The 25,550-nt window shown below is 74.3% G+C and carries 24 protein-coding genes and 1 riboswitch; of the genes, 9 read left to right on the plus strand and 15 right to left on the minus strand.

The genetic code is table 11. The features are described from left to right. Positions 1–3: 3 nt before the first annotated feature. Positions 4–984 (plus strand): DMT family transporter, encoded by a 981-nt coding sequence (locus tag ACWGKI_RS03750; protein WP_452184799.1) that lies wholly within the window; start codon positions 4–6, stop codon positions 982–984. On the opposite strand, the gene ACWGKI_RS03755 is transcribed toward ACWGKI_RS03750, so the two are convergent. From ACWGKI_RS03755 to ACWGKI_RS03790, 8 genes are all read right to left on the minus strand, one after another. Then, entirely contained in the window at positions 942–3,854 is a 2,913-nt protein-coding gene (locus ACWGKI_RS03755; RefSeq protein WP_452184801.1) for an FAD-binding and (Fe-S)-binding domain-containing protein, read from the minus strand. The two genes, ACWGKI_RS03750 and ACWGKI_RS03755, sit on opposite strands and share 43 nt — an antisense overlap. A 210-nt stretch (positions 3,855–4,064) precedes the next feature. Next, on the minus strand, positions 4,065–4,499 hold the full coding sequence (locus tag ACWGKI_RS03760; protein ID WP_380240805.1) for a (deoxy)nucleoside triphosphate pyrophosphohydrolase: 435 nt from the start codon (positions 4,497–4,499) through the stop codon (positions 4,065–4,067). 93 nt (positions 4,500–4,592) lie between these two features. After that, positions 4,593–4,826: a helix-turn-helix domain-containing protein gene (locus ACWGKI_RS03765; RefSeq protein WP_380240803.1), complete on the minus strand. Its 234-nt coding sequence runs from the start codon at positions 4,824–4,826 to the stop codon at positions 4,593–4,595. 249 nt (positions 4,827–5,075) lie between these two features. Then, complete coding sequence (gcvH, locus tag ACWGKI_RS03770; RefSeq protein ID WP_380240801.1) at positions 5,076–5,444, minus strand: glycine cleavage system protein GcvH; 369 nt, start codon at positions 5,442–5,444, stop codon at positions 5,076–5,078. A gap of 65 nt (positions 5,445–5,509) precedes the next feature. Further along, on the minus strand, positions 5,510–6,664 hold the full coding sequence (gcvT, locus tag ACWGKI_RS03775; protein WP_452184804.1) for a glycine cleavage system aminomethyltransferase GcvT: 1,155 nt from the start codon (positions 6,662–6,664) through the stop codon (positions 5,510–5,512). A gap of 98 nt (positions 6,665–6,762) precedes the next feature. Beyond that, a complete protein-coding gene (gcvP, locus tag ACWGKI_RS03780) occupies positions 6,763–9,687 on the minus strand; it encodes an aminomethyl-transferring glycine dehydrogenase (protein WP_452184806.1) in 2,925 nt (974 codons plus the stop codon). 214 nt (positions 9,688–9,901) lie between these two features. Further along, a riboswitch (glycine riboswitch) is annotated at positions 9,902–10,009 on the minus strand. A 77-nt stretch (positions 10,010–10,086) separates the two neighbouring features. Further along, positions 10,087–10,743, minus strand: a complete 657-nt coding sequence (locus ACWGKI_RS03785; RefSeq protein WP_380240795.1) for an HdeD family acid-resistance protein — start codon at positions 10,741–10,743, stop codon at positions 10,087–10,089. Between the two features lie 79 nt (positions 10,744–10,822). Beyond that, positions 10,823–11,731, minus strand: coding sequence for a LysR family transcriptional regulator (locus ACWGKI_RS03790; RefSeq protein ID WP_380240793.1), 909 nt, complete (start codon positions 11,729–11,731; stop codon positions 10,823–10,825). Positions 11,732–11,924: 193 nt separating this feature from the next. Between ACWGKI_RS03790 and ACWGKI_RS03795 the strand changes: the two genes are divergently transcribed. Further along, positions 11,925–12,248, plus strand: coding sequence for a CBU_0592 family membrane protein (locus ACWGKI_RS03795; protein WP_452184809.1), 324 nt, complete (start codon positions 11,925–11,927; stop codon positions 12,246–12,248). A 7-nt stretch (positions 12,249–12,255) separates the two neighbouring features. Here ACWGKI_RS03795 and ACWGKI_RS03800 read toward each other — a convergent pair whose 3' ends face one another. The 3 genes from ACWGKI_RS03800 to ACWGKI_RS03810 form a co-directional block, all read right to left on the minus strand. Further along, complete coding sequence (locus ACWGKI_RS03800; protein WP_380240789.1) at positions 12,256–12,750, minus strand: DUF6328 family protein; 495 nt, start codon at positions 12,748–12,750, stop codon at positions 12,256–12,258. Continuing rightward, complete coding sequence (locus ACWGKI_RS03805) at positions 12,747–13,526, minus strand: endonuclease/exonuclease/phosphatase family protein (protein ID WP_452184811.1); 780 nt, start codon at positions 13,524–13,526, stop codon at positions 12,747–12,749. Before ACWGKI_RS03805 ends, ACWGKI_RS03800 begins: the two co-directional genes overlap by 4 nt. 156 nt (positions 13,527–13,682) lie before the next feature. Continuing rightward, positions 13,683–14,864, minus strand: coding sequence for an aminotransferase class I/II-fold pyridoxal phosphate-dependent enzyme (locus ACWGKI_RS03810; protein ID WP_452184813.1), 1,182 nt, complete (start codon positions 14,862–14,864; stop codon positions 13,683–13,685). A gap of 76 nt (positions 14,865–14,940) precedes the next feature. Between ACWGKI_RS03810 and ACWGKI_RS03815 the strand changes: the two genes are divergently transcribed. Both ACWGKI_RS03815 and ACWGKI_RS03820 read left to right on the plus strand, forming a co-directional pair. After that, the gene (locus ACWGKI_RS03815; protein WP_452184815.1) at positions 14,941–15,549 is read left to right on the plus strand and encodes a DnaJ family domain-containing protein; all 609 of its coding nucleotides are present in this window, start codon (positions 14,941–14,943) and stop codon (positions 15,547–15,549) included. A gap of 7 nt (positions 15,550–15,556) precedes the next feature. Next, positions 15,557–16,384 carry an HAD-IIA family hydrolase gene (locus tag ACWGKI_RS03820; RefSeq protein ID WP_452184817.1) on the plus strand — a complete coding sequence of 276 codons (828 nt, stop codon included), beginning with the start codon at positions 15,557–15,559 and terminating at the stop codon, positions 16,382–16,384. A 24-nt stretch (positions 16,385–16,408) separates the two neighbouring features. Here ACWGKI_RS03820 and ACWGKI_RS03825 read toward each other — a convergent pair whose 3' ends face one another. Continuing rightward, the gene (locus ACWGKI_RS03825) at positions 16,409–16,816 is read right to left on the minus strand and encodes a RidA family protein (RefSeq protein ID WP_452184819.1); all 408 of its coding nucleotides are present in this window, start codon (positions 16,814–16,816) and stop codon (positions 16,409–16,411) included. Continuing rightward, positions 16,813–17,595, minus strand: coding sequence for an IclR family transcriptional regulator (locus tag ACWGKI_RS03830; RefSeq protein WP_452184821.1), 783 nt, complete (start codon positions 17,593–17,595; stop codon positions 16,813–16,815). Before ACWGKI_RS03830 ends, ACWGKI_RS03825 begins: the two co-directional genes overlap by 4 nt. A gap of 168 nt (positions 17,596–17,763) precedes the next feature. Here ACWGKI_RS03830 and ACWGKI_RS03835 point away from each other — a divergent pair, with 168 nt between their 5' ends. The 4 genes from ACWGKI_RS03835 to ACWGKI_RS03850 all read left to right on the plus strand — a co-directional run bounded on the left by ACWGKI_RS03835 (position 17,764) and on the right by ACWGKI_RS03850 (position 23,394). Then, complete coding sequence (locus ACWGKI_RS03835) at positions 17,764–19,095, plus strand: amino acid deaminase (RefSeq protein WP_452184823.1); 1,332 nt, start codon at positions 17,764–17,766, stop codon at positions 19,093–19,095. A 7-nt stretch (positions 19,096–19,102) separates the two neighbouring features. After that, positions 19,103–20,719: an N-acyl-D-amino-acid deacylase family protein gene (locus tag ACWGKI_RS03840; protein ID WP_452184825.1), complete on the plus strand. Its 1,617-nt coding sequence runs from the start codon at positions 19,103–19,105 to the stop codon at positions 20,717–20,719. 41 nt (positions 20,720–20,760) lie between these two features. Continuing rightward, positions 20,761–22,197, plus strand: a complete 1,437-nt coding sequence (locus ACWGKI_RS03845; RefSeq protein ID WP_380240769.1) for a GntT/GntP/DsdX family permease — start codon at positions 20,761–20,763, stop codon at positions 22,195–22,197. A 72-nt stretch (positions 22,198–22,269) separates the two neighbouring features. After that, a complete protein-coding gene (locus ACWGKI_RS03850; protein WP_452184828.1) occupies positions 22,270–23,394 on the plus strand; it encodes an alpha/beta hydrolase in 1,125 nt (374 codons plus the stop codon). Here ACWGKI_RS03850 and ACWGKI_RS03855 read toward each other — a convergent pair. Both ACWGKI_RS03855 and ACWGKI_RS03860 read right to left on the minus strand, forming a co-directional pair. Next, positions 23,348–23,890, minus strand: a complete 543-nt coding sequence (locus ACWGKI_RS03855; RefSeq protein ID WP_452184830.1) for a GNAT family N-acetyltransferase — start codon at positions 23,888–23,890, stop codon at positions 23,348–23,350. The genes ACWGKI_RS03850 and ACWGKI_RS03855 overlap by 47 nt on opposite strands. Before the next feature lie 56 nt (positions 23,891–23,946). Continuing rightward, positions 23,947–24,480, minus strand: a complete 534-nt coding sequence (locus ACWGKI_RS03860) for a low molecular weight protein-tyrosine-phosphatase (RefSeq protein WP_452184893.1) — start codon at positions 24,478–24,480, stop codon at positions 23,947–23,949. A 76-nt stretch (positions 24,481–24,556) separates the two neighbouring features. Between ACWGKI_RS03860 and ACWGKI_RS03865 the strand changes: the two genes are divergently transcribed. Next, a complete protein-coding gene (locus ACWGKI_RS03865) occupies positions 24,557–25,480 on the plus strand; it encodes an SDR family oxidoreductase (RefSeq protein WP_380240760.1) in 924 nt (307 codons plus the stop codon). The last annotated feature ends 70 nt before the right edge of the window (positions 25,481–25,550 follow it).

Below are 25,550 nucleotides of genomic sequence, written 5' to 3' on the forward strand. Positions count from 1 at the left end.
TCCGTGGAAACTTCTTTGAGGGCGGCCCCGTGGTGGCACGCCGTCCGCTGGCCCCTGCTCGCAGCCGTCGGGCCCGTCGCGTTCGGGTCCACCTACTTCGTCACCCATCAGCTCCTCCCCGCGGACACGCCCCTGTGGGGGTCGGCGACCCGCGCGCTGCCGGCGGGCGTGCTCCTCGTGCTGATCGCCCGCAGGCTGCCGCGCGGCGCATGGTGGTGGCGGTCTCTGGTGCTCGGGACGCTCAACATGGGGCTGTTCTTCTGCCTCGTGTACCTCGCGGCCCAGCTGCTCCCGGCGAGCGTCGCCGCCTCGCTGATGTCGCTCAGCCCGCTCGCCATCGCCGGCGCCGCATGGTTGCTGGTCCGCGAGCGCCCGACGCCGCGGATCCTCGTCGGGGCCGGCGTGGGCGGGGCCGGCGTCCTCCTGATCGTCGGCACCGCGACCGCCGCGCTCGACGGGTGGGGCATCGCGGCGTCGGTCGCCTCGATGGCGCTGTCGTCCGTCGGAGCCGTCCTCACGAAGCGGTGGCAGGACGGCACCCCCGTCCTCACGGTCACCGCGTGGCAGCTGGTCGTCGGTGGCATGGAGCTGCTGGTCGCCGCGGCCCTCGTCGAGGGGAGGCCGCCCGCGCTGTCGCTCTCCGAGACGCTCGCGTTCGCCTACGTGAGCGTCGTCGCGACGGCGCTGGCGTTCGTCTGCTGGTTCAGCGGGTTCCGGCACCTGCCGGCGGGCGCCGTCGGGGTGATCGGGCTGCTCAACCCCGTCACGGGGGTCGCCCTCGGGGTCGCCGTCGGCGGGGAGACGCTCACCGCGCTCCAGGGGGTCGGGATCGGCCTCGTGCTGGCGAGCATCGCGTTCGCCACGGGCGGCCGCCGGGCCGGGTCCGCGCGACGGGAGGCGCCTCCCCCCGGGACCCGCCCGGTCCGGCAGCGGGAGCCGGTTCAGCGCGTCGCCGCCTCTAGCAGCTCCAGCACGTGCACGTAGTCCCTGCCGGTGGCGCGGGCCATCCCCATCTCGCAGGTCCGGTTGTTCGAGACGTACGCGGCGTACCGGCCGTCCGGCAGCGTCCGCTCCCCTGCCGCGACCTCCGTCGCCTCGGCGTGGGTGGCGGCGGCGGTCAGCTCGGGGTGGAGCATGCCGCGGTCGCCGGCGAAGCCGCAGCAGCCCCACGCGGCGGGCACGACGGCGTCGTCCGCGACGGCCGCGGCCACGGCGCGCAGGTCGTCGACCGCGCCCAGGTGCACGGTGGCGCAGGTCGGGTGCACGACGACGCCCGGCAGGCGCTCGACGTCGACCCCGCGGGCCGCGAGCGCCGGCAGCACGTCGGTGCGCACGAACGTCACGGCGTCGACGATCCGCAGCCGCGCGAACCGTGCGGCGTCCTGCGCCGACAGGTGGTGCGGTGTCTCGACCAGGCCGTGCGTGCAGCTCGACGCGTCGCACACGACCGGCAGCTCGCCGCCGCGGGTCGCCGTCCACAGGGCGTCGAGCACCTGCCGCGCCATGCGCGCGGCGCCGTCGGGCAGCCCCTTGCTCACCCACGGCGTGCCGCAGCACAGCCCACCGATGCCCTGCGGCACGACGAGGCCGACCCCTGCCCGCTCGCACAGGGCGCGGAACGCGACCTCCGCGCCGACCGGGCGTCCGTCGTCGGGCAGCCCGCCGTCCGCCGGGGCGAACAGCTCGCCCATGCAGGAGGCGAACAGGACGGCGCGGGGCGCGTCGCCGTCGGCCGCCGCCAGGTCTGCCTCCTCGCGCTGCGGACCGGGCCCGGGCAGATCGCCGTCGACGCGCGGCACGACGTCGGTCCCCACCGCGCCGCGCGCGACCTCCGACGCGACGCGCACCACCGGCGTCGGCACCTTCTGCACGACGCCGAGCGCGCCGCGCAGCACGTCCACGACCGGCCCCCAGGACCCGGCGAGCGCCTCGCCGCCCTTCTGGACGAGGGCGGGGTTCGACCGCGCCCGGTGCCCCTTCATCACGACGCCCGTGTCGATGCCGACGGGGCAGGCCTCGACGCACATCGAGTCGGCGGCGCAGGTCTGCACGCCCCAGTACTCGTACGCCTTCGCCAGCTCCTCCCGCTCCCCCTCGGGGGCGACGGCGAGCTCCTTGAGCAGGGCGATCCGCTGCCGCGGCGTCGTGGTGACGGTGCGGGACGGGCACCCGGGCTCGCAGTACCCGCACTCCACGCACCGGTCGACCAGCGGGGCGTCCTCTCCCCCGGCCGACGCCTCGACCTTGAGGTCGCGCAGGTGCTCGCGCGGGTCGTCCGTGAGGACCACGCCGGGGTTGAGCACGCCGTGCGGGTCGAACAGGCTCTTGATCTCGCGCATCACGGCGTACAGGTCGTCGCCGTACTGGCGCTGCACGAACGGCGCCATGATGCGGCCGGTGCCGTGCTCGGCCTTGAGCGAGCCGCGGTGGCCGAGGACGAGGTCCACGAGGTCGTCGCTGAACGCCTCGTACCGGTCCAGCTCGGCCGGGTCGCCGAGACGGGGGCTGATCATGAAGTGCAGGTTGCCGTCCTTGGCGTGCCCGAACGTCACGGCGTCGTCGTACCCGTGCCGGGCGAACAGGCCGCCCAGGTCGCGCACCGTGGCGGTGAGGTCGGGGACAGGGACGACGACGTCCTCCAGCAGCGCCGTCGCCCCGGCCGGCCGGGCGCCGGCGACCGCCGTGTACAGGCCCTTGCGCACCCGCCAGAGGCGCTCGCGCGTGGCGGGGTCGGTCGTGAGGGTCGCGGGCACCTCCAGCGCGAGGCCGTCGACGACGGCGCGCGCGGCGTCCTGCAGGGGCGCGAGGGCGTCGTCGGTCGCCGCGCGGTACTCGACGAGCAGCGCCGTCTGCCCCGTGATGCCCGCGCCGCGCGCGAGGGACCGCATCGACGGGTCCGCCTTCGGGTCGGCGGCCGCCACGCGCAGCGACGCGGCGTCCATGAGCTCGATCGCCTCCGGCCCGGAGAGGCCGAGAGGCACCAGCGCGTCCGTGGCGCGCTCGAGCGAGTCGAAGACCAGCAGCGTCGTCGCGACCTTCGTCAGCAGGGGCACGGTGCGGAAGGTGACGTCGGCGACCCAGCCGAGCGTGCCCTCCGAGCCCACCAGCAGGTGCTCGAGGATCTTCACCGGGGAGTCGTGGTCGAGCAGCGCATTCACCGAGTAGCCCATGGTGTTCTTCATCGCGAACTGCCGCTCGACCTCGGCGCGCATCGCCGGGCTCGACCGGACGCGGTCGCGCAGCGCGGCAAGCCCACGGTGCAGGTCCGGCTCCCGCGCCGCGAGGCGCGCGTCGGCGTCGGGCGCCCCGGTGTCCACCACGGTGCCGCTCGCCAGCACCACCGTCATCGACTCGACCGTCCGGTACGCCGTGCGCGTGGTGCCCGACGACATCCCGGACGAGTTGTTCGCCACCACTCCCCCGACCGTGCACGCGATCTCGCTCGCCGGGTCCGGGCCGAGGCGACGACCGTGCCGAGCCAGGTGGCCGTTGACCAGCCGCAGCGTGGCGCCGGGCTGGCAGCGCACCCGCTCCCCGCCGTCCAGCACCTCCACGCGCGTGAACCGGGTGCGCGTGTCGATGAGCATCCCCGCACCCGACGCCTGCCCCGACAGGCTCGTGCCGCCGGAGCGGAACGTCACCGGCAGACCCCGCCGGCTCGCCTCCCGCATCGCGGCGACCACGCCGTCGACACCGTCCGCGCGCACCACGACCTCCGGCCGCAGCAGGTAGTGCGACGCGTCGTGCGCGTGCGCCACCCGCGTCAGCAGGTCCGTCCGCAGCTCATAGCCCAGGGCGTCCTCGGGAGACGGTGGGCGCCGTCGCGTGCGTCCGGTCGTGAGTCGTGCCGTCATTCCCGCACCTCCGTGGGCCTCCCTGGCAACGATGCCTCGCGAGCACGGCCCCCGCCGGGCGGAACCGCGCTGCCCTCCCGCGTCACGACGGCCCTGTCCCCTGACCCGGTTGGCAATTTTCTCCACACCGTACCGGGTGTCGGGCAAGTGACTTCACGGCCGCGCGCGTCCGTGTGTCCGGCCGGAGCGCCGGCCTGGAGGCAGCCTCGTCTAGCGGCTGACGTCGACCCCGTCGAGGGCCGCGGCCAGCGCCTCCACGATGCGCACGTCGCCGTCGAGCCAGTCCACGCCGAACAGGTCGTCACGCCCGAGCCAGCGCAGCTCGTCGTGCTCGACCAGGGGTGCGGGGTCGCCGTCCGTGACGACGGCGAGCCAGAGCCGCAGGTCGTGCCGGTCGGTGATGATCCAGGCGCCGTCGTCGGGCCCGGGAAGCTCGTCGCCGAGCTGGACCCGGACGCCGAGCTCCTCCACCAGCTCGCGGTGCAGCGCCTCGACCGGCGTCTCCCCCGGGTCGACCTTGCCGCCCGGGAACTCCCAACGGCCCGCCAGGTGGGCCGGGCGGCTCCGCCTGGCCGCGAGCAGGCGGGCCGGACGGTCGAGGTCGTCGACGATCGCGGCAGCGACCACGAGGCGGCGTGCAGTCATGAGCGGAGTCTTTCATCCGGGCCCGGACGTGCGAGAGCCCCGCACCGACGACCTCCCCTGTCGTCGAGCGGGGCTCCTACATCACGCGTGCGGTCAGCCGATGCCGTACCCGGACTGTCGCGCCCATGCGACGGCCTCGGCCCGGCTGGAGACGCCGATCTTGCGGTACACGCTGCGAACCTGCGACTTCACCGTGTTCCGCGTGACGAACAGCTTGGTCGCGATCTGCTCGAGGGTGACGTCCTCGGACAGGTTGGAAAGAACCACTCGCTCGCGGCGCGTCAGCAGGCGGGACGTCGTGGGGCCAGTCAGCTCGATGGTGCTCATCGTTCTTCCTCCTCGACGGCCGCCGACCGTTGGTCGACCAGGGGAAGCCGTCATGGATGAGGAGGAACGTGCAGCCTGGTCATGACGCAGATTTCTGCGCGTTGTCGCGACGGCGGGACGTCCACGGCCGGCTTCGCACCCCGTGGAGGCGAAGCCGGCCGTGTTGTCGCAGGTCAGCGCGGTTATCCCAGGCAATCAACCCATATCGGACCCGTAAGTCACGATTTGGTCACGGAATCTGGGAAAGCGTCAGCCCGCCTGCGCGGCGTACTGCTCGGCCGTGAGCAGGTCCCCGCGACCGGTCACGTCCACCTTGAAGAGCCACCCCGCACCGAACGGGTCGGAGTTCACCACGGCCGGGTCGTCCACGGCGGACTGGTTGACCTCGACCACGGTGCCGCTCACCGGCGAGTACAGCTCCGAGACCGACTTGGTGGACTCGATCTCCCCGACGACGGAGCCCGCCTCGATCGTCGCGCCCACCTCCGGCAGCTCGAGGTAGACGACGTCGCCGAGCGCGTCGGCGGCGACGGACGTCACGCCGATGGTCGCGGGGGACGCGTCGTCCACCCACTCGTGCTCGGCGGAGTAGCGGAGGTTCTCGGGGAAGTCGGCCATGGGACTGCTCCTTCAGGGGCTTCGGCAGGTGTGGAGAGGATCAGGACGGTCAGAGGACGATGGTCCTACGCACGCTGGTAGAACGGCAGCGGCACGACGACGAACGGCTCGGCGCGGCCCCGGACGTCCACCGCGAGGGCCGTGCCCTCCGCGGACACCTCGGGCGTCACGTACGCCATCGCGACCGGGTAGCCGAGCGTGGGCGACGGCGCGCCGGACGTCACGTGGCCGACGACGGCGCCGACGGCCCCGTCCAGGCCGCGCTGCACGACGTCGTACCCGGCACGGGCGGGCCGGCGCCCCTCGCCGCGGAGCCCGACGAGCACGCGCGCCGGCTGGCTCTGGGCACGTGCCGCCAGCGCGGCGCGGCCGACGAACGGCAGCGGCTCGCCGTCGGAGTCGGTCTTGTCGAGCTTCACGACGCGCCCGAGGCCGGCCTCGTACGGCGTGGTGGTCTCGTCGAGCTCGTGCCCGTACAGGGGCATGCCCGCCTCGAGACGCAGGGAGTCGCGCGCGGACAGGCCGGCCGGGACCAGGCCGTGCCCCTCCCCCGCGGCGAGCAGCGCCCGCCACAGCTCCACGGCATGCCCGGCGGGGACGAACAGCTCGAAGCCGTCCTCGCCCGTGTACCCGGTGCGGGCCACGAGCGCCGCGACCCCGGCCACGGTCGCGGGAGCGGAGGCGTAGTACTTCATGCCGCGCACGGTCTCGACGTCGTCCGCGGCCGTGAGCGAGGCGAGGATCTTCTCGGCACGCGGGCCCTGCACCGCGACCAGCGCCGTCTCGGACGACCGGTCCGTGACGACCGTGTCGAGGCCGGCGGCCCGCGCGACCAGCTCCGTCGCGACGCGCGGCGCGTTGCCCGCGTTCGCGACGACGAGGAAGTGCTCGTCCGCGAGCCGGTAGACGATGAGGTCGTCGAGCACCGCGCCGTCCTCGGCGCAGATCATCGAGTACCGCGCCCGGCCGACGCCGATCGCGCTCGCCTTGCCCACCAGCGCCAGGTCGAGCGCCGCGCCCGACCCCGGGCCCTCGAGGTGGATCTCTCCCATGTGCGACAGGTCGAACAGGCCCGCGGCCTCGCGCACCGCCCGGTGCTCGGCGAGGTCCGAGGTGTACCGCAGCGGCATCAGCCAGCCGCCGAACCCGGTGAGGCTGGCACCCAGCGCGACGTGCTCGTGGTGCAGCGGCGTGGTCTTGTCCTGCTGGTCCTCGGCCATCGAGGCTCCCTTCGGTGCTACTCAGGTCGTGCGTTGTGAGCGGGCGTTTGGCCCCGGTTCACCCCCGAATCAGGGCCAAACGCCCGCCCACAACCGGGTCAGTGGGCGGTGGGCTCGGCGTACGACTCGAGGGGCGGGCAGGCGCACACGAGGTTGCGGTCGCCCTTGGCACCGTCGATGCGGCGCACCGGCGACCAGTACTTGCCCGCCCGCAGGCTCGGCAGCGGGAACGCCGCCAGCTCGCGGGGGTACGGGTGCTCCCACGTGTCGGTCATGACGCTCGCCGCGGTGTGCGGGGCGTGGCGCAGCGGCGAGTCGTCCGCCGCCCACTCCCCCGCCCCGACGCGGTCGATCTCGCCGCGGATGGCGATCATCGCGTCGACGAAGCGGTCGAGCTCCGCGAGGTCCTCGCTCTCCGTCGGCTCCACCATGAGGGTGCCCGCGACCGGGAACGACATCGTGGGGGCGTGGAAGCCGTAGTCGATGAGGCGCTTCGCCACGTCCTCGGCCGTCACGCCCGTCTCCGCCGTCAGAGGGCGCAGGTCGAGGATGCACTCGTGCGCCACCAGGCCGTTCTCGCCCGTGTAGAGCACGGGGAAGTACGGGTGGAGGCGTGACGCCACGTAGTTGGCGGTCAGGACGGCGGCCTTGGACGCCTCCGTGAGCCCGTCCGGACCCATCAGCGCGAGGTACGCGTACGAGATCGGCAGGATCCCCGCCGAGCCGTGCGGCGCCGCGCTCACGGGCGCGATCCCCTCGTGCCGGGCGACGCCCGGGGTCGGGTCGGCCGGCAGGAACGGCACCAGGTGCGCCGCCACGGCGACCGGGCCCACGCCCGGGCCGCCGCCGCCGTGCGGGATGCAGAACGTCTTGTGCAGGTTGAGGTGCGAGACGTCGCCGCCGAACTCGCCCGGCCGCGCAAGGCCCACCAGGGCGTTCAGGTTCGCCCCGTCGATGTACACCTGACCGCCAGCCTCGTGTACAAGGTCGCACACCTCGCGGACGTGCTCCTCGTAGACGCCGTGCGTCGACGGGTAGGTGATCATGATCCCGGCCACCTGGGGACCGTGCGCGGCGAGCTTCGCGCGCAGGTCGTCGAGCTGGATCTCGCCGTCGTCGGCGGTCGCCACGACCACGACGCGGAGCCCTGCGAGGGCCGCGGACGCCGCGTTCGTGCCGTGCGCGGACGCCGGGATCAGCACGATGTCGCGGTGCTCGTCGCCGCGGGACCGGTGATAGCCCTTGATCGCCAGCAGGCCGGCGAACTCCCCCTGCGAGCCTGCGTTGGGCTGCACCGACACCGCCGCGTACCCCGTGATCTCCGCGAGCTGCGCCTCCAGGGTGGAGACGAGCTCCGCGTAACCGAGCGCCTGGTCGGCGGGCACGTACGGGTGCATGTCCGCGAAGCCGGGCCAGCTGATGGCCTCCATCTCCGCGGTGGCGTTGAGCTTCATCGTGCACGAGCCCAGGGGGATCATCGTGCGGTCCAGGGCGAGGTCCTTGTCGCTCAGCGCGCGCAGGTAGCGCAGCATCGACGTCTCGCTGCGGTGCAGGTGGAAGATCGGGTGCTGCAGGTACGGCGTGGTCCGGGTGACGGCGGCCGGGAGGCCGGCGTCCCGGGAGGCCGGAACGTCCGTCGCCCCGAACGCGGCGAGGACGCCGGACACGTCCGCGGCCGTCGTCGTCTCGTCGCAGGCGATCTGTACATGATCGGCGTCGGCCTTGTACAGGTTGTAGCCCGCGTCGGCGGCGGCGGTGACGACCTCCTGGGCGCGACCCGGGACGACGGCCCGCACCGTGTCGAAGAAGACGTCGTGCTCGACGGTGATCCCCGCGGCGCGCAGGCCGGCAGCCACGTCCGCGGCGCGCGCGTGGGTGCGCTCGGCGATCGCGCGCAGGCCCTCCGGGCCGTGGTACACGGCGTACATCGAGGCGACGATGGCGAGCAGCGCCTGCGCGGTGCAGATGTTGCTCGTCGCCTTCTCCCGGCGGATGTGCTGCTCCCGGGTGGCGAGCGCGAGACGCAGGCCGGTGGCACCGTCGGCGTCGGTCGAGACACCGACCAGGCGGCCGGGCAGCTGACGCTCGAGTCCCTGGCGGACCGCCATGAACGCGGCGTGCGGGCCGCCGTAGAACAGCGGGACGCCGAAGCGCTGCGCGGAACCGACCGCGACGTCCGCGCCGAGCTCGCCCGGAGAGGTGAGGAGGGTGAGGGCCAGGAGGTCCGCGGCCACGGTGACGAGCGCACCGCGCTCCTTGGCCACGGCGACCACGCCGCGCGCGTCGAGCACCCGCCCGGACGCGCCCGCCTGCTGCACCACGACACCCACGAGGTTGCCCTCGGGCAGCGTCCCGCCCGCGGCGACGAAGGCGTCGAGACCCGCCTCGAGCCCGGCGTCGAGCCCCACCACGACGACGGGAAGCCCGATGGCCTCCGCGCGGCCGCGCGTCACGGCCAGGCTCTGGGGGAACAGGTCGGCGTCGAGCACCACGTAGCCGCTCTTGGCCCGCGAGGCGCGCCACATGAGGGCGACGGCCTCGGCGACGGCCGTCGCCTCGTCGAGGAGGGACGCACCCGCGATCCCCAGGCCGGTGAGGTCCTCCACCGCCTGCTGGAAGTTGAGGAGCGCCTCCAGCCGGCCCTGCGAGATCTCCGGCTGGTAGGGCGTGTACGCGGTGTACCAGGCGGGGGCCTCGAGCACGTTGCGGCGGATCACCGGGGGAGTGGTGGTGCCGTAGTAGCCGAGGCCGATCATCTGGCGCTTGACCTGGTTCTTCCCGGCGAGGTCGCGCAGGTGCGCGAGCACCTCGGCCTCGGAGCGCGCCGCGGGCAGGTCGAGCGGGCGGTCGGCGCGGATCGTCCTCGGCACCGCGGCGTCGACGAGCGCGTCGAGGTCGGAGTAGCCGAGCTGCGTGAGCATCGCCGCGATCTCCCGGCCCCGCGGGCCGATGTGCCGGTCGGCGAAGACGTCGGGGTCGACGACGGTGCCCTGCGAGGGTGTGTCGTACGGGGTGGTGGTCACGTCGGACGCTCCGTGGGTCGGGCCGGGGCAGGCGGGGGACGGGCAGGTCCTCCCCGCTCTGTCATCCGACGCGCACACGTCGACCTGAGAGTTTTGCCGGTCCGCCGTGGCGTCGTCGCAGGGCTGGCCCCGCGACGCGACGGGGCGCGCCGACTTGCACCGTCGGTGGGCCCACCCGTCGCTGACGACGACGTGGGCCGCTTTCCAGAGTTGCCTCGCCGTGACGGTACGGGTGCCTGAGAGATTCCCGGGGAGGGTTGCTCCTTCGGCGCCGGCCGGCCCTCCTTCGGGGGCGCGGCGCGAGCTCTCCCGTCGCGGTTCGAGCGGCTATGTGGCGGCAGCACCAGGGTGCCGCTGCGTTGTGGTGGCAGCCGGGGCTGCCGTGTGACGCGGCCGATCCTACCCGGCCTCGCCGTCCTGCCGGGCCTTGCGTGCGTCACGGGCTCGCGTGCCCGTGGCGAACGCCCCCACCACGAGCACGGCGCCCGCGAGCACCAGGTACATCGCGAGGAGCTGGGCCGACGTCGCGACGTCGGCGCCGGGGCGCAGCAGCATGACCAGGCCGAGCACGACCCACAGCACCGCGTTCACGAGCTGCCAGTCCCAGGAGGCGGTCCGCAGGGCGCGGCCCCGCAGCCCGCCGATGACCCCGACGACGCCTGCCGCACACGCCCACACGGCCACGACCAGGTACATCACCGGGCCCGTCATGGACGGCCACACGATGACGAGGACGCCCGCGAGGAGGCTCACGACGCCCGCGATGAGCCGCCAGCTGATCTCGTCGCCCGCGCCCTCCGGCCGGCCGGAGCGCTTCGTCGGGGCGCCCTCGACCGTGAGCAGCACGCCCTGCGCGACGATCAGCGCCCCCACGATCCACCGCACCCACACCAGGCCACGGTCCGGGTTCGCGAAGAGCACGATGCCCGCGGCGAGGTACAGGAGCGCGCGCAGGTAGACCAGCCCCCACAGGCGCCGCACCACGCCGAACGTGCGGTCGGACAGGGGAGCGGCCCCCGTGCCCGAACCCGCCGACCCCGCAGTCGTGTCGCTCATGGTCGCGATGCTAGGAGCGTCCACGCCCGGACGCGCGCCGGGCGTCGCCGGGGCTCGTCGGCCGGCCCGCGCCGCGGGGTCAGCCGAGCTCGAGGTCCCGGGTCACCTCGACCATCGCGTCGACGACGGCGCGCACGGCCGGCCCCGGCTCGTGGCGGGTGGCCCGGTGCCGCGCGACGATGCGGCGGGTGCCGAGGCCTGCGAGCCGCGCGACCTCGAGCCCCTCGGGCACGTCACCGCCCTGCAGCGCGAGGGCGGGGAGCATCGCGACGCCCTGGTTCGCGGCGGCGAGCGCGAGCGCCGTGTCGAAGTCGAAGAACCGGTGGCGCTGGTTCATGGTGGTGCCCAGCGTGCGTGCCAGGCGGCGCAGCGCCCGGTCGGAGGCCGTGTCCTTCTCCGCCCCGATCCACTGCAGGCTCGCGAGGTCGTCGAGCCGCTCGGGCATCGGCAGGCTCGCGGGGACGACGACGCACCAGGGCTCGTCGAGCAGCGGCACGTCGTGCACCCCGCGCGGGGCGGGGGCGTCCATGTCGGCGTCCCGCTCGAGCAGGATCACGTCGAGGTCGCCGGCACGCAGCATGCGGACGGCCTCGGCGGGCTCGTGCTCGCGCACGTCGACCTCGACGCCCGGGTACCGCTCCGCCAGGTCCATGAGCATCGGCGCGACGACGGCGCGGATCGCCGTCTGGAACGCGCCGAGGACGACGCGTCCGCTCACCCCCTCGCCGAGCGCCGCGATCGCCTGGCGGGCCTCGAGGAGCTCGCCCTCGATGCGCTCGCCCGCCTCGGCCAGCACCCGACCGGCCGGCGTGAGCGTCACGCCGCGCGGCCCGCGGTCGAGGACGGCGAAGCCCTCCTCCGCCTCGAGGCGCGCGATCTGCTGGGAGACCGCGGACGGGGTGACATGCAGAAGGTCTGCTGCCGCGAGCACGCCTCCAGCACGGTGGACGGCAAGGAGGAAGGCAAGTCTCCGTGGGTCGGTGGCCATGTAGTGATCCTAACTACCTGTCGGAGAAAGATTTGATTGTGCTGAACGCCCTTCGTACCGCAGAATCGTTTCGACGCCAAGCCGGTGCCTCGCCCCGGCCCCCCGGTTCCCGGTGGCCGGCGTCCACATCCCTCAGTTCCTTCCTCTGTCGTGGCACAGGTGTGCCGCGCCGACCTACCCGGAGGTGCCCGTCATGACGATCTCCCTGCTGACCGTGATTACTGCCCTCGGATGGGCCGGCGCCCTCGCCGGGCTCATCGCCTACGGGATGGTGAGCAAGGGTCGCTGGACCGCGAACTCCTTCGCGTTCCAGATCACCAACATGTGCGGCGCGGTCGTGATGACCGTGGTCGCGGGCGTCAACGGCGTCTGGCCGTCCGCTGCCGCGAACCTCGCCTGGATCGTCATCGGCGCGCAGACGCTCCTGACCGTGAGCAAGGCGCGGGCCGCGGCCCGGCGCGAGCAGGAGGACGCCCTGCGCGTCGAGTCCGCCGCGCAGGTGGACCTCGCCGCCTGAGCCCCGGCTAGCTGCGCCGCCGGACCACGAGCGGCACGACGACCCAGAGCACCAGCAGCACCCCGAGGATCGACGCGCCGACCACCACTCCCGCGGCGCGGCTCACGACGACGTCGAACACGAGCATCACGGCGCCCGTCATGACGAACGCCATGAGCACGATGGCGACGCGCGTCATCCGGTCACCACCGGTGACGATCTCCTGCTTGAGCCGCCGCCGGAACAGGGCGCGGTGCAGGGTGACGGGGGAGACGAGCATCCCGGTGGTCGCCACCGAGAGGACCACCAGGACCAGGTAGAGGCCGACCTGGTACGAGTCCAGGTCGGCGAAGCGCTGCTGGAACGGCAGCGTCAGCAGGAACCCGGTGAGGATCTGCACGCCCGTCTGCATGACGCGCAGCTCCTGGAGCAGCTCGACCCAGTTCCGGTCGGAGCGCTGCTCCGGCGTCTCCGAGCGGCCGCGCCCGTGGTCCGGGACCCCGCCCGTGGGCTCGTCGGTCATGCCGCCTCCCCGCCGAGCGCGACGTCGACCACGACCGCGCGGTGGTCGCTGACGCCGAGGTCCACGGCGCGCGCGGCACCGGTCGCCGTCACCGGGCCGTCGGCCAGGACGTGGTCGATGCGGAGCCGCGGCCTCGTGCGCGGATAGGTCGGCACGTGCACGAGCTCCCGCCAGCCCGTGCGCCGGGCCGGCAGGTCACCGCGGGTGTTGAGGTCGCCCAGCAGGACCAGCGGACGCGGCGCGTGCCGCACCCGGCGCTGCAACCGGCGCAGCTGCGCACCCTTCCACGGCTCGTTCGTGGACAGGTGCGTGGCGACCACGGTCAGCGGGCCGTCAGGGGTCGCCACGGTCGCGGCGAGGGCCACCCGGGGCTCGTCCACGCCGAGCGGCGGGACCCCTGGCAGGTTGAGGCCGGGCAGGCGCATCGCGTGCCAGGCGCGCACCGGGTGGCGACTCAGCAGCGCGATGCCGTAGCCGGCCGGGGCGGGCATGCGGCCGTCGTCCCCGGTGGCGCTGCGCGGGGCGCGACGACGGCGCCAGGCCGGGTCGAGGGACCCGCGGATCGCGGGGAGGAAGCGGTGCTCCGGCATCCCGAGCGCCGCGGCGACGCGGTACGCCTGCGCCTCGCCGCCGGACCGCCCCTGGCCGTGGTCCACCTCCTGCAGGGCCACGACGTCGGCGTCCAGCGCGGCCAGCGCCGCGCCGAGCCTCTCGAGGTCCACCTGCCGCCCGTCCACCAGCGCGTGCTGGACGTTCGCCGTCACCAGCCGGATCATCCGTCCTCCGTTCGCGAGCCCGTACGCCCCTGCGAAGGCGCACCGCGCCCCGAGGTAGAGCGAGCCTCCCGCACGACGCGGCGTCTCGCACCACCTCGCGGCGCGCGGGCAGCCCCGGCGCCGGAGGGTGCGGCAGCGAGTGCGGCAGAGAACCCGTCAGAGGGTGCGGTGCCAGGCCACGATGCGGTCGACGGCGCGGGTGACGACGTCGGGCGCGGCGGCGAACGAGAGGCGGACCCAGTCCCCGCCGTGCACGGTGTCGAAGTCGGCGCCGGGCGTGAGGGACACGTCGGCCTCGGCGAGCAGCCGCCGGCAGTAGGCCACCGAGTCCCCGCCGACGGCGTCGCGGAAGCCGGACACGTTGCCGTACAGGTAGAACGCGCCGTCTGCGGGGGCGACGGGGCGCCAGCCGAGCTCGTCGACGCGGTCGAGCAGGGCGGCGCGCGACACCGCGTACCGCGCCACGTTGTCGGCCGCGGCGGCGTAGCCCGCGGGGGAGAAGGCGGCCACGCCCGCGTGCTGCGCCAGCGCCGGCGGCGAGAGCGCCACGTTGCCCGCGAGCGCGTCGACGGGGCCGACCAGCTCGTCGGGCAGCACCAGCCAGCCGAGCCGCCAGCCCGTCATGGCCCAGTACTTGGAGAACGAGTTCACGACGACGGCTCCCGAACCCGTGTACATCGCAGCCGTCGCCTGCTGTACATCGGGGGAGTAGGCGATGCCGTGGTAGATCTCGTCGCTGATCAGGCGGACGTCGCGCTCCTCGCACCACCTGGCGAGAGCGGCCAGCTCGGCGGGCGGCAGCATCGTCCCGGTGGGGTTCGCGGGGGAGGCGACCACCAGGCCGTCCAGGCCGCCCTCGTAGTACGCCTCCATGAGCTGGGAGACCGTGGGCTGGTAGCGCGTGCCCGGTCCGCAGTCGAGCTCCACGACCTCGCACCCCAGCGCCGCGAGGATGTTCTTGTAGGCGGGGTACCCGGGCCGCGCGAGGGCCACCCGGTCCCCGACGTCGAACGCCGCGAGGAACGCGAGCAGGAACCCGCCGCTCGACCCCGTCGTCACGGCGATGCGCGCCGGGTCCACCTCGACGTCGTACCAGCGGCGGTAGTGCCCCGCGATCTCCCGGCGCAGGGCGGGCACGCCCATCGCCTCGGTGTAGCCGAGGTCGGCGTGCCGGAGCAGGTCGGCCGCCTTCTCCCGGACGACGTCGGACGCGCCGGTCGACGGCTCGCCCGCGCACAGGTTGAGCACGTCGCGGCCGGCGGCGCGGCGCTCGTTGGCGGTGGCCAGCACCTGCATGACGGCGAACGGCGGCACGTGGCTGCGGCGCGAGACCTTCATGCGGCCATCATGCCGGGTCGCCGCCGACACCGGGCGGAGCGCGCCTAGGCTGGAACCACCGACCGGAGGGATGCCGATGTTCCGACGCCGCCGCGATTCCCAGCACGAGCCCGGGACCGTGCCCGGGAGCGAGCAACCGAGCGACCCGGCCCGCCGGGCTGCGCAGTACCGGGTGGACCAGGAGATCGCCGCCGACACCGCCTCGGCCTCGCGCGACACGTCCGACGAGACAGGTGACGCGGAACGTGCCGAGGCATCCGAGGACGGCGCGCGCGGCCGCGCCCGGCGCCGGATGGACGACCGCGCCCTGTGGGTGGACACCGTCGTCGACCAGGCGATCCGCCGCGGAGAGTACGACGACCTGCCGCTGGCGGGCAAGCCCATCCCGGGCCTGCGGGGCACCCACGACCCGGACTGGTGGTTGAAGAACCTCGTGGAGCGCGAGCAGATCACCGGCGTGCTGCCCGCCGGCCAGCTGCGCCGTGACGACGCGGAGCTCGACGAGACCCTCGACCGCGAACCGGAGGAGTCCCGGGTCCGCACGATCGTCGAGGAGTTCAACGCGCGCGTCGTCGACGCCCGGCGCCAGCTGCTGGGCGGGCCGCCCGTCGTGACCCCCACGCGCGACGTCGAGCGCGAGGTGCAGCGGTGGCGCGAGCGCCGCCGCGCCCGCGGGATCTTCTGAGGCCACCGTGGGCGGTGCGTCCGAGGAGGTGCGGGGGACGACCGGGCACGCGGTCCTGCTCGACCTGCAGGGCACCGTCTACGAGGGCGACCGGCTCGTGCCGGGGGCGGACGACGCGGTCGCGGCGCTGCGCGACGCGGGGCACGCGGTCCGGTTCGTCACCAACACGGACTCGCAGGACTCGCCGTCGGTCGTCGCCACGCTGCGCGACATGGGCCTGGCCCTGGACGCGGCGGAGCTGTTCACGCCCGTGGACGCGGCGATCGCCGACCTGAGGTCACGGGACGCGCGGGTGCACGTGCTCGCGACGGGGGCCGTGCGCGACCAGCTCGCCGCGAGCCTCACCGTCGTCGGCGTGGACGACGGCCCGACGCACGTACTGGTGGGCGACGTGCACGACGTGCTCGACTACCCGGCGCTGGACGGGGCGTTCCGCGCGGTGCTCGGCGGTGCGGAGCTGCTCGCGCTGCAGCACGGGCGCTGGTTCCTGCACGGTGGGCGTCCCGCCCTGGACACGGGGTCGGTGGTCGCCGCGATCGAGCACGGTGCGGAGGTGACCGCGCGCACGCTGGGCAAGCCGAGCACCGACTTCCTGCGGCTCGCGCTCGGCACGGTCGACCCCGCGCCCGGGCCAGCACGCACATGGGTGGTGGGCGACGACCGCTCGTCGGACGTCGCGATGGGCCGTGCCGCCGGGGTCCGCACCGTGCTGGTGCGCACCGGCAAGTTCGCGCGGCAGGAGCACGACGGCGCCCTGCCGCGCCCCGAGCACGTGCTCGCCGACGTCACGGGGCTGCCGGCGCTGCTCGCGGGCGCGGAGGACGCCGCGGGATAGGTGGGGGCTACCTCACTCGACGAATCACTCGACGAAGGCGAGCGCGTCGATCTCGACGAGCATCTCCTCGCGCGGCAGCTCGACCATCACGGTGGTGCGGGACGGCAGCACGGCGTCGGGCCCGAGACGCTCCGTGAGGAACGCGCCGTAGGCGTCGTTCATCGCGGCGAAGTCGTCGCGGGTGGTGAGGTAGACGCGCAGCATGACGACGTCGGCGAGGGTGCCGCCGCCGGCGGTGACGATCGCCTCGACGTTCTGGAGCGTGCGCGTGGTCTGCGCGGCCACGTCGCCCGGGTACAGGTACTCGTTGGTGGCCGGGTCCACGGGGCCCTGGCCCGAGACCTGCAGCAGGTTGCCGACCCGCACGCCCTGGTGGAACGTGTGCGCGGGTGCCGGGGCCTGGTCGGTGGAGATCGCGGTCTTGGTGGTCATGCCGGGGTCCTTTCGGTGGAGGGGTGACGGGGCGTGTCACGCCCCGCCCAGTCGGCCTCGACGGCGGCGGCGGTCGCCGTGAGGAGCGGGACGAGGTCACGGACCCCGTCGAGGTCGAGGATCACGTCGGGCACGGAGACGGACACCGCTGCCACGATCGTGCCGGACGCGTCGCGCACGGGCGCGCCGACGCAGTTGACGAAGGGCTCGTGCTCCGCGGCGTCCTGCGCCCAGCCCTGCTCGCGCACGCGCGCCAGCTCGGCACGGTAGGCGTCGGGGTCGGTGAGGGTGCGGGGCGTGAAGGCATGGAAGTCGGACGCGGCCAGCACCTGGGCGAGCCGGCCCTCGGGCAGCTCGGAGGCGAGCACCTTGCCGACGGCGGTGGCGTGCAGGGGGGCCGGGAGCCCGAGCTCGGAGTACATGCGGACCGAGCTGGTGCTCTCCACCTTCGCCACGTACACGGGGCGCGTGCCCTCAAGGACGGCAAGGTGCACGGCCTGCCCGCCGGTGTCGCGCCCGAGGCGCTCCAGGTGGGGGAGCGCGACGTCGCGCACGCCGTGGCCCTCGAGCGCCTGGCGCCCGAGCTCGAACAGGCGCGAGCCCAGCGAGTAGCGGTGCCGGTCGTCGCGGCGCACGAAGCGCTCCTCCTCGAGCGCGCGCAGCAGGCGCAGCACGGTGGTCTTGTGCACGCCCAGCTCCTGGGCGAGGTCGTCGAGGGTGCGCGACCCGTGGCCGAGGAGGCCCACGATCTGCAGCGCCCGACCCACGCTCTGGCTCATCGCACCCTCCCTGACCTGCTGCCCGGCTCGCGCTGGGAGACCAGCGGGCACATGCTCGGACTCGTGCCGGATTGACGGCACGACCGGCGCGATGCTAGCAAGGTGCCACACCATGCGCAACAAACGTTGCGCTATGCGCAACGCAGCGGGAGCAAGGAGGGTCTGCCGATGGACCGCACCGGAGCCGACGACGCCTGTCGGATCGACCGTCAGAAGGTCGCGCGCCGCGACGGCGAGCGCGTCGACTGGCGCCACAAGGCCCTGCCGCCGACGTTCTGGGGGCTCACCGTGGCGGAGGTCCGCGAGCGCCGCCCGCGCCTGTCGGAGCTGCCCACCCCGCTGCTCACGCTCTCGCGCGCCGCCCTCGACACCAACCTGCGGGTCATGGCCGACTGGTGCGCCGCGCGCGGCCTCGACCTCGCGCCCCACGGCAAGACGACGATGGCGCCGCAGCTGTGGGCGGAGCAGATCGACGCGGGCGCGTGGGCGATCACGGTGGCGAACCCGTTCCAGCTCGGCGTCGCGCTGGAGTTCGGCGTCGGCCGGGTCATGGTCGCGAACACCGTCATCTCGCCCCTCGCGCTGCGCTGGATCGCCGACGAGCTGGCTGCCGACCGCGACCTGCGCGTCCTGGTCTGGGCGGACTCGCCGGCGACGGTCGACCTCATGCACGACGCGCTCGCGACCCACGTCGCCGACGCCGGCTCGCGCCCGCCCGTCGACGTGCTCGTCGAGCGGGGCGGTGCCGGGGGCCGCACCGGCGCCCGCGACCTGGACACGGCGCTGGCGGTGGCGGAGCGCGTCGTCGCCTCGCCGCACCTGCGCCTCGCGGGGGTCGCCGGGTACGAGGGCGCGCTCGCGCACGACTCCGACGCGCACAGCCGGGACGTGGTGCGCGGCTACCTGGACGACATGGTCGAGGTGCACCGCCGGCTGGCGGACGCGTACGAGGTCGAGGAGCCCGTGGTGTCCGCGGGCGGCAGCGCGTACTTCGACCTCGTCGACGAGGTGCTGTCCCCGCTGACCACGCAGGGGGCGCGCGTGGTGCTGCGCAGCGGCGCGTACGTCGTGCACGACGACGGCTTCTACCGGCACATCTCGCCGCTCGGCGAGGAGCCTCGCACCGACGGCCCCGGGTTCCGCAGCGCCATGCACGGCTGGGTGCGGGTGACCTCGCAGCCCGAGCCGGGGCTGGCGCTCTTCGACGCGGGCAAGCGCGACCTGCCGTTCGACGAAGGCCTGCCGGAGGTGCAGCTCCGTCGCCCGCGCGAGGCGGGGGAGGCGCCCACCGCGCTGGCCGGCGCCCAGGTCACCGCCCTGAACGACCAGCACGGCTTCCTCCGGTGGGAGGGCGAGGCGCCGGTGCGCATCGGCGACGAGCTGCGGCTCGGCCTGTCGCACCCGTGCACCGCGATGGACAAGTGGTCCCTCGTGCCGGTGGTCGACGACGCCGACGCGGCGGACCCGGTCGTCGTCGACCTCGTGCGCACGTGGTTCTGAGCGCCCGATGACGGCCGACCTGCTGGTCCGTGACGCGCTGGTGCTGGACGGCACCGGCGCGCCGGGCGTCGTGGCCGACGTCGCCGTGACCGCGGGGCGGATCACCGCCGTCGACGCGGGCCGCTCCGACGCCCGCGCCGGCGGCGCGCACCGCACCGTGGACGCGGGCGGGCGCGCGCTGACGCCCGGGTTCATCGACATGCACGCCCACTCGGACGTGCAGCTCCTCGCCAACCCGGACCACACGGCGAAGGTGAGCCAGGGGGTCACGCTCGAGGTGCTGGGCCAGGACGGCCTGTCGTTCGCGCCCGTCGACGAGCGCACCCGGACGGCGGTCCGTGCCCAGATCGCGGGCTGGAACGACGACCCGCCGGACTTCGACTGGGACTGGGAGTCCGTGGCGGGCTACCTGGACCGGCTGGACCGGGGCATCGCGTGCCACGCCGCGTACCTCGTGCCCCAGGGCACGCTGCGCCACCTGGTCGTGGGTCCCGACGAGCGGGCCGCCACCGCCGCCGAGGTGGCGCGCATGGGCGAGCTGCTCGCGCAGGGGATGCGGGAGGGTGCGCTCGGGATGAGCAGCGGCCTCACCTACACGCCCGGCATGTACGCGGACGACGCCGAGCTCGCCGCGCTGCTGCGCGTCGTCGCCGCGCACGACGGCTACTACAGCCCGCACACGCGGTCGTACGGCAAGGGCGCGCTCGAGGCGTACGCGGAGATGATCGACCTGTCGCGGGCCACGGGCTGCGCCCTGCACCTCACGCACGCGACGATGAACTTCGCGCCGAACAAGGGACGCGCGGGCGAGTTCCTCGCGCTCGTCGACCAGGCCCTGGACGACGGCGTGGACGTCACGCTCGACACCTACCCGTACCTGCCGGGCTCGACGACGCTCAGCGCCGTCCTGCCGAGCTGGGCGTTCTCCGGCGGGCCTGACGCCCTGCTGGCGCGGCTCGCCGACCCGGACGACCGGGCCCGCATCCTGCACGAGGTGGAGCACGTCGGCACGGACGGCTGCCACGGCTGCGTCGCCGAGTGGGACACCATCGAGGTCAGCGGGGTGCAGAACCCGGCGCTCGAGCACCGGGTGGGACGCACCGTCGAGGCGATCGCGCGCGACGAGGGCCGGGAGCCCGGCGACGTCTTCGTGGAGCAGCTCCTCGCCGACCGGCTGGGCACGACGATCCTGCAGCACGTGGGCCACGAGGAGAACGTGCGCGCGATCATGCAGCACCGGGTGCACTGCGGAGGTTCGGACGCGATCCTCGTCGGCGGCCGCCCCCACCCGCGCGCGTGGGGCACCTTCCCGCGCTACCTCGCGCGCTACGTGCGCGAGCTCGGCGTCCTCACCCTCGAGGACTGCGTGCACCACCTCACCGGCCGCCCCGCGGCCCGCCTGAGACTGGTCGACCGCGGCCTGGTCCGCCCCGGCTACGCCGCGGACCTCGTGCTGCTCGACCCCGACACCGTCCAGGACACCGCCACGTTCGAGGACCCGCGCCAGCAGGCGACGGGCATCGACCTGGTCCTGGTCGACGGCGTCGCCGTCATCGACGACGCCGTCCGCACCGACGCCCTTCCCGGCCGCGCGCTGCGGCGCACCGGGAACGGCACCCGCTGACGTCCACACCGACGCGGACCGACAGACAGGAGACACCCCCGATGCGATCACTGCTTCAGGCAGCCGGGGACGACGACACCCTCGAGCTCATCAACCAGCCGTGGAGCAGCCACGACACGCAGGTGCTGGTGGTCACGGCCATCGGCATCGCGATCGTCGTGCTGCTCATCACGATGCTGAAGATGCACGGCTTCCTCGCCCTGACCCTCGGGTCGTTGTTCGTGGCGATCGGGTCGGGCATCCCGCTCGGCGACGTCGCCAAGGTGTTCGAGGGCGGCGTGGGCGACGTGCTCGGCAGCGTCGGCGTGCTGGTGGTGCTGGGCGCGATGCTCGGCAAGCTGCTCGCCGACTCCGGGGGCGCGGACGAGATCGTGGACAAGATCTTCCGCGGCAGCACGGGGAGCCTGCCGTGGCGCATGGCGCTCATCGCGTTCCTCATCGGCATCCCGATGTTCTTCGAGGTCGGGCTGGTGCTGCTGATCCCCGTGATCATGCTGGCCGTGCGGCGTTCCGGGCTGCCCGCGATGCTGCTGGCGATGCCGGCCCTGGCCGGCCTGTCCGTGCTGCACGGCTTCGTGCCGCCGCACCCCGGTCCGCTCGCCGCGATCGGCAACCTCGGCGCCGACGTCGGCATCACCATGGCCCTCGGCCTGCTCATCGCCGTGCCCACCGTGATCATCGCCGGCCCCGTGTGGGGGCGGTTCGCCGCGAAGCTGGTGCCGATCGGCGCCCAGGGCGGCGGCGGCGGCATCGTCGCGGAGGACACCCGCGGCACTGACGGCACCGACGAGCCGGGCACCGTGAAGACGCGCAACCCCACGTTCGTGCTCACCCTCGTGACCATCCTCAGCCCGGTGATCCTCATGCTGGTGCGCGCGGGCGTCGAGGTCTGGGCCAGCCCCGACTCGTGGTTCTACCCGTTCGTGTCGTTCATCGGTGAGCCCCTGGTGGCGCTGCTCATCGCCGTCCTGCTCGCGATGATCACGTTCGGCACGAGCGTCGGCTTCTCCCTCGGCACCCTGAGCTCCAAGATGACGGAGAGCCTCAAGCCCATCGCGAGCGCCACGATGATCGTCGGTGCCGGCGGCGGCTTCAAGGCCGTGCTGGTCGAGGGCGGCACCGGCATCGCGATCGGCAAGGCGGCGGTGGCGATGAGCCTGTCCCTGCTCCTCCTGGGCTGGCTGATCGCCGTGCTGGTGCGCATCGCCACCGGCTCGGCGACCGTCGCCATCGTGACGGCGTCCGGCATCGTCGCGCCCCTGGCCACGGGCCTGACCCCGACCCACCTCGCGCTCGTCGTGCTCGCCATCGGCGCGGGGTCGCTCATCCTGTCCCACGTCAACGACGCCGGGTTCTGGCTGGTCAAGGAGTACTTCGGCATGACGGTCGGCCAGACCCTCAAGACGTGGACGGTGATGGAGACGATCATCGCCGTGCTGGGTCTGCTGTTCACCTGGCTGCTCTGGCTGGTCGTCTAGGGCCCGCCCTGATCCACGGTGCCAGGGCGGCGCCGGGTCGCGCGGGCGCGCCACGTTCTCTACCTTCGGGACGTGGGGGTGGACGGGACGAGCGCCGTGTGGACGCCCGACGTGCTGCCCGGTTTCGAGCAGACGACGCTGGACCTCGAGGAGGACTTCGAGGGCCCGGTCGTCGCGACCCTGGTGCGCCGGGCGCCCGAGCCCGGTGACCCCGGCGGCGTGCCGGACACGGGCGTGGACGTGCTGTACGTGCACGGCTGGACCGACTACTTCTTCCAGACCCACCTCGCCGCGTTCTGGGAGCGGCAAGGCGCCCGGTTCTACGCCCTCGACCTGCGCAAGTACGGCCGCAGCCTGCGCGACCACCAGACGCCCGGCTTCATCACGGCGCTCGCGACGTACGACGAGGACATCGAGGCCGCGCTCGCCGTCCTCGGCCACGGCCCGGAACCGTCGTCCGACCGTCGCCTGGTGCTCATGGGGCACTCCACGGGCGGGCTGGTGCTCAGCCTGTGGGTGGCGCACAAGCCCGGCCGGGCGGAGGCGCTGGTGCTGAACAGCCCGTGGCTCGAGTTCCAGACCCGCAGCGTGGGCCGGTGGGTGCTGGAGCCGGGGCTGCGCGCGCGGGCGGCCCTCGCGCCGCGCAGCCACCTGGTGAACGTCGACCTGGGGTACTACGTGCGCAGCGTGTCGAGCCGGTTCGACGGGGCGTGGGACATCGACCCGCTGTGGCGTCCCGACAAGGGCTGGCGCACCACGCCGGCGTGGCTGGCCGCGATCTTCCAGGGGCAGGACCGGGTGTCGCGGGGGCTCGGGATCGACGTGCCGGTGCTGGTGCTGCTCTCGGCACGTTCGACGGCGCCCTTGCGGTGGAGCCCCGAGATGCTGCGGACCGACTCGGTGCTGGAGGTCGGCGGCGTGGCGCTGCGGGTCCCCGCGCTCGGCAGCCTCGTCACGCTGGTGCGGCTCGACGGCGCCGTGCACGACGTGACCCTGTCCGCGCCGGACGTGCGCGAGGTGGTCTGGCGCGAGACCGCCCGCTGGTTCGCGGCCTACGTCGGGCCGCGTCCGACGCCTCCCGCGCCCGAACGCTCCGGGGCGGGGGCGTGGTGGCAGCGCACGTTCCGCCGTCGCGCCGACCGGCGGCGTGTCACACCGCCCGCACCATCTCCAGCTCCTCGCCCTGCTCGAGGGTGAACCGCACACCCGACGGCGCGAAGCCGAGCTTCCGGTAGGCGGCCTGCGCGCGAGCGTTGTCCACGTGCACGCACAGCCGGACGCGCTCGACGCCCTGCCCGCGCGCCCACTCCTGGACGCCGTCGAACAGCCGCCCCAGCACGCCCGCACCCCGGGCCTCCGGCCGCACGAACACGCCCACGAGGTGCACCTGACGCTGCTCGACCGGGCCGCCGAGCACGTCCGTCGCGCCCGGCTCCTCGATGAGGCCCGTGGTCGCGCCCACCCAGCGCCCGTCCGCGTCGACGGCGACGAACGCGCACACGGCGTCGCTGGTCGCGGCCGTGGTCGCGCGCTGCTGCCAGAACTCGTCCGGCCGGGCCTCGGCCGCGTCGTGCGTCTCGAGGAACGCCACCGGGGCCGCGGGGTCCCGCAGCGCCGCGAGTCGCAGCTCCCGGGTCTCGCGCCACTCCTCGGCGCGGGCGCGGCGGACGGTGAGGGAGGGGGTCGTCGTCATGCGGCGATCCTTCCACCCCGGAGACCGGGAGACGGGCCCGGGGGTACGGGCCGCCGTCAGCTGGCCTGCTCGCGGGCGGCGATCCGGTCGCGCACGTGCGCGACGACGCCGTCGGCGGCGGCCTCGATCTCGGCCAGGCAGTCCTCGAACCCGGCCTCGTCGCCGTACCAGGGGTCGTCGACGTCGAGGGGCTGCTCGTCGCCGCCCGGCTCGACGACCGGCGCGTCCGGGTCGAACGACCGGTACATGCGGATCTCGGCGAGGCCGTCGGCAGGCGCCCCGGCGGCGAGGCGGCGCAGCCGTCGCGCGTGCTGGGCGGTCATCGGGAGCAGCAGGTCGCTGGAGGCGAGGTCGTCGACGGTGACCTGGCGCGCGCGGTGCCCGTCGCCGCCGGGGTAGCCGTGCGCCTCCAGCGTGCGGCGCGCGCGCCGGTCCACCGGGCGGCCGTGCTCCTCGTCGCTCACCCCGGACGAGCTCACCTCGACCTGGTCGCCGAGCCCGGCGGCGTCGAGCCGGTCGCGCAGCACGATCTCGGCCATCGGGCTCCGGCAGATGTTGCCGGTGCAGACGGTCATGACACGGAACGGGATCACACTCACCGCGCCATTCTCGCCCGGCCGACCCGCTCGACGGGCCCTACCCCCACGGTCGTGCCTACCGTGGGGCATGGCGAGATGGGCGGCGGACGGGCTGGTCGCCGTGACGGGGGCCAGCGGCCGCCTCGGGTCGCGGCTCGCGTTCCGGCTGGCCGCGGAGGGTGCGCGGCAGCGGCTGGTGGTGCGCGACCGGGCACGAGCGCCTCGACTGAGCGACGGCCGCCCATTGCCCGTCACCGAGGTCGCGGTGGCGGACGGGTACCACGACGCCGCGGCGATGCGGGCGGCCTTCGAGGGAGCGCGCACCGTCTTCCTGGTGAGCGCGCGGGAGGCCCCCGACCGCGTCGCGCAGCACACGGCGATGATCGACGCGGCGGCGGAGGTCGGCGTCGAGCGGCTCGTGTACACGTCGTTCGCGGGCGCCGCCCGGGACGCGGTCTTCACGTTCGCGCGGGACCACTGGTACACCGAGCAGCACCTGGCGGGCGTCGCAGCACGCACCGGGCTGCGGTGGACGGTGCTGCGCGACAACCTCTACCTGCACGCGCTGAGCACGTTCGTGGGCCGCGACGGCGTGATCCGCGGCCCGGCGGGCGACGGCCGCGTCGCCGCGGTGTCGCACGACGACGTCGCGGACGTCGCGACCGCCGTCATCCTCGACGAGCGGCCCGCCCGCCACGACGGTGCCGTCTACGAGGTCACCGGGCCGCAGGCCCTGACGCTCGACGAGGTCGCGACGACGCTCGGCCGCGCCGCCGGCCGGGCCATCACCTACGACCCGGAGACCGTGGAGGAGGCGTACGCCTCCCGCGCCGGCTACGGGGCCGAGCCGTTCGAGGTCGAGGGGTGGGTCACGTCCTACACGGCGATCGCCGCGGGCGAGCTGGCGCACGTCTCCGACGACGTCTCCCGCCTGGTGGGCCGGCCCGCGCGCTCCCTCGCGCAGTGGCTGGACGACTACCCCGGCGAGTGGGCTCACCTGCGACGCGCCTGAGACCTCCCCGGCCGTCGTCGTTCACCCTGAGGAAAACCCTTGGCCTCGCCCGGGGGTGCGGCGTACCGTC

Source organism: Isoptericola sp. NPDC055881 (assembly GCF_053615895.1).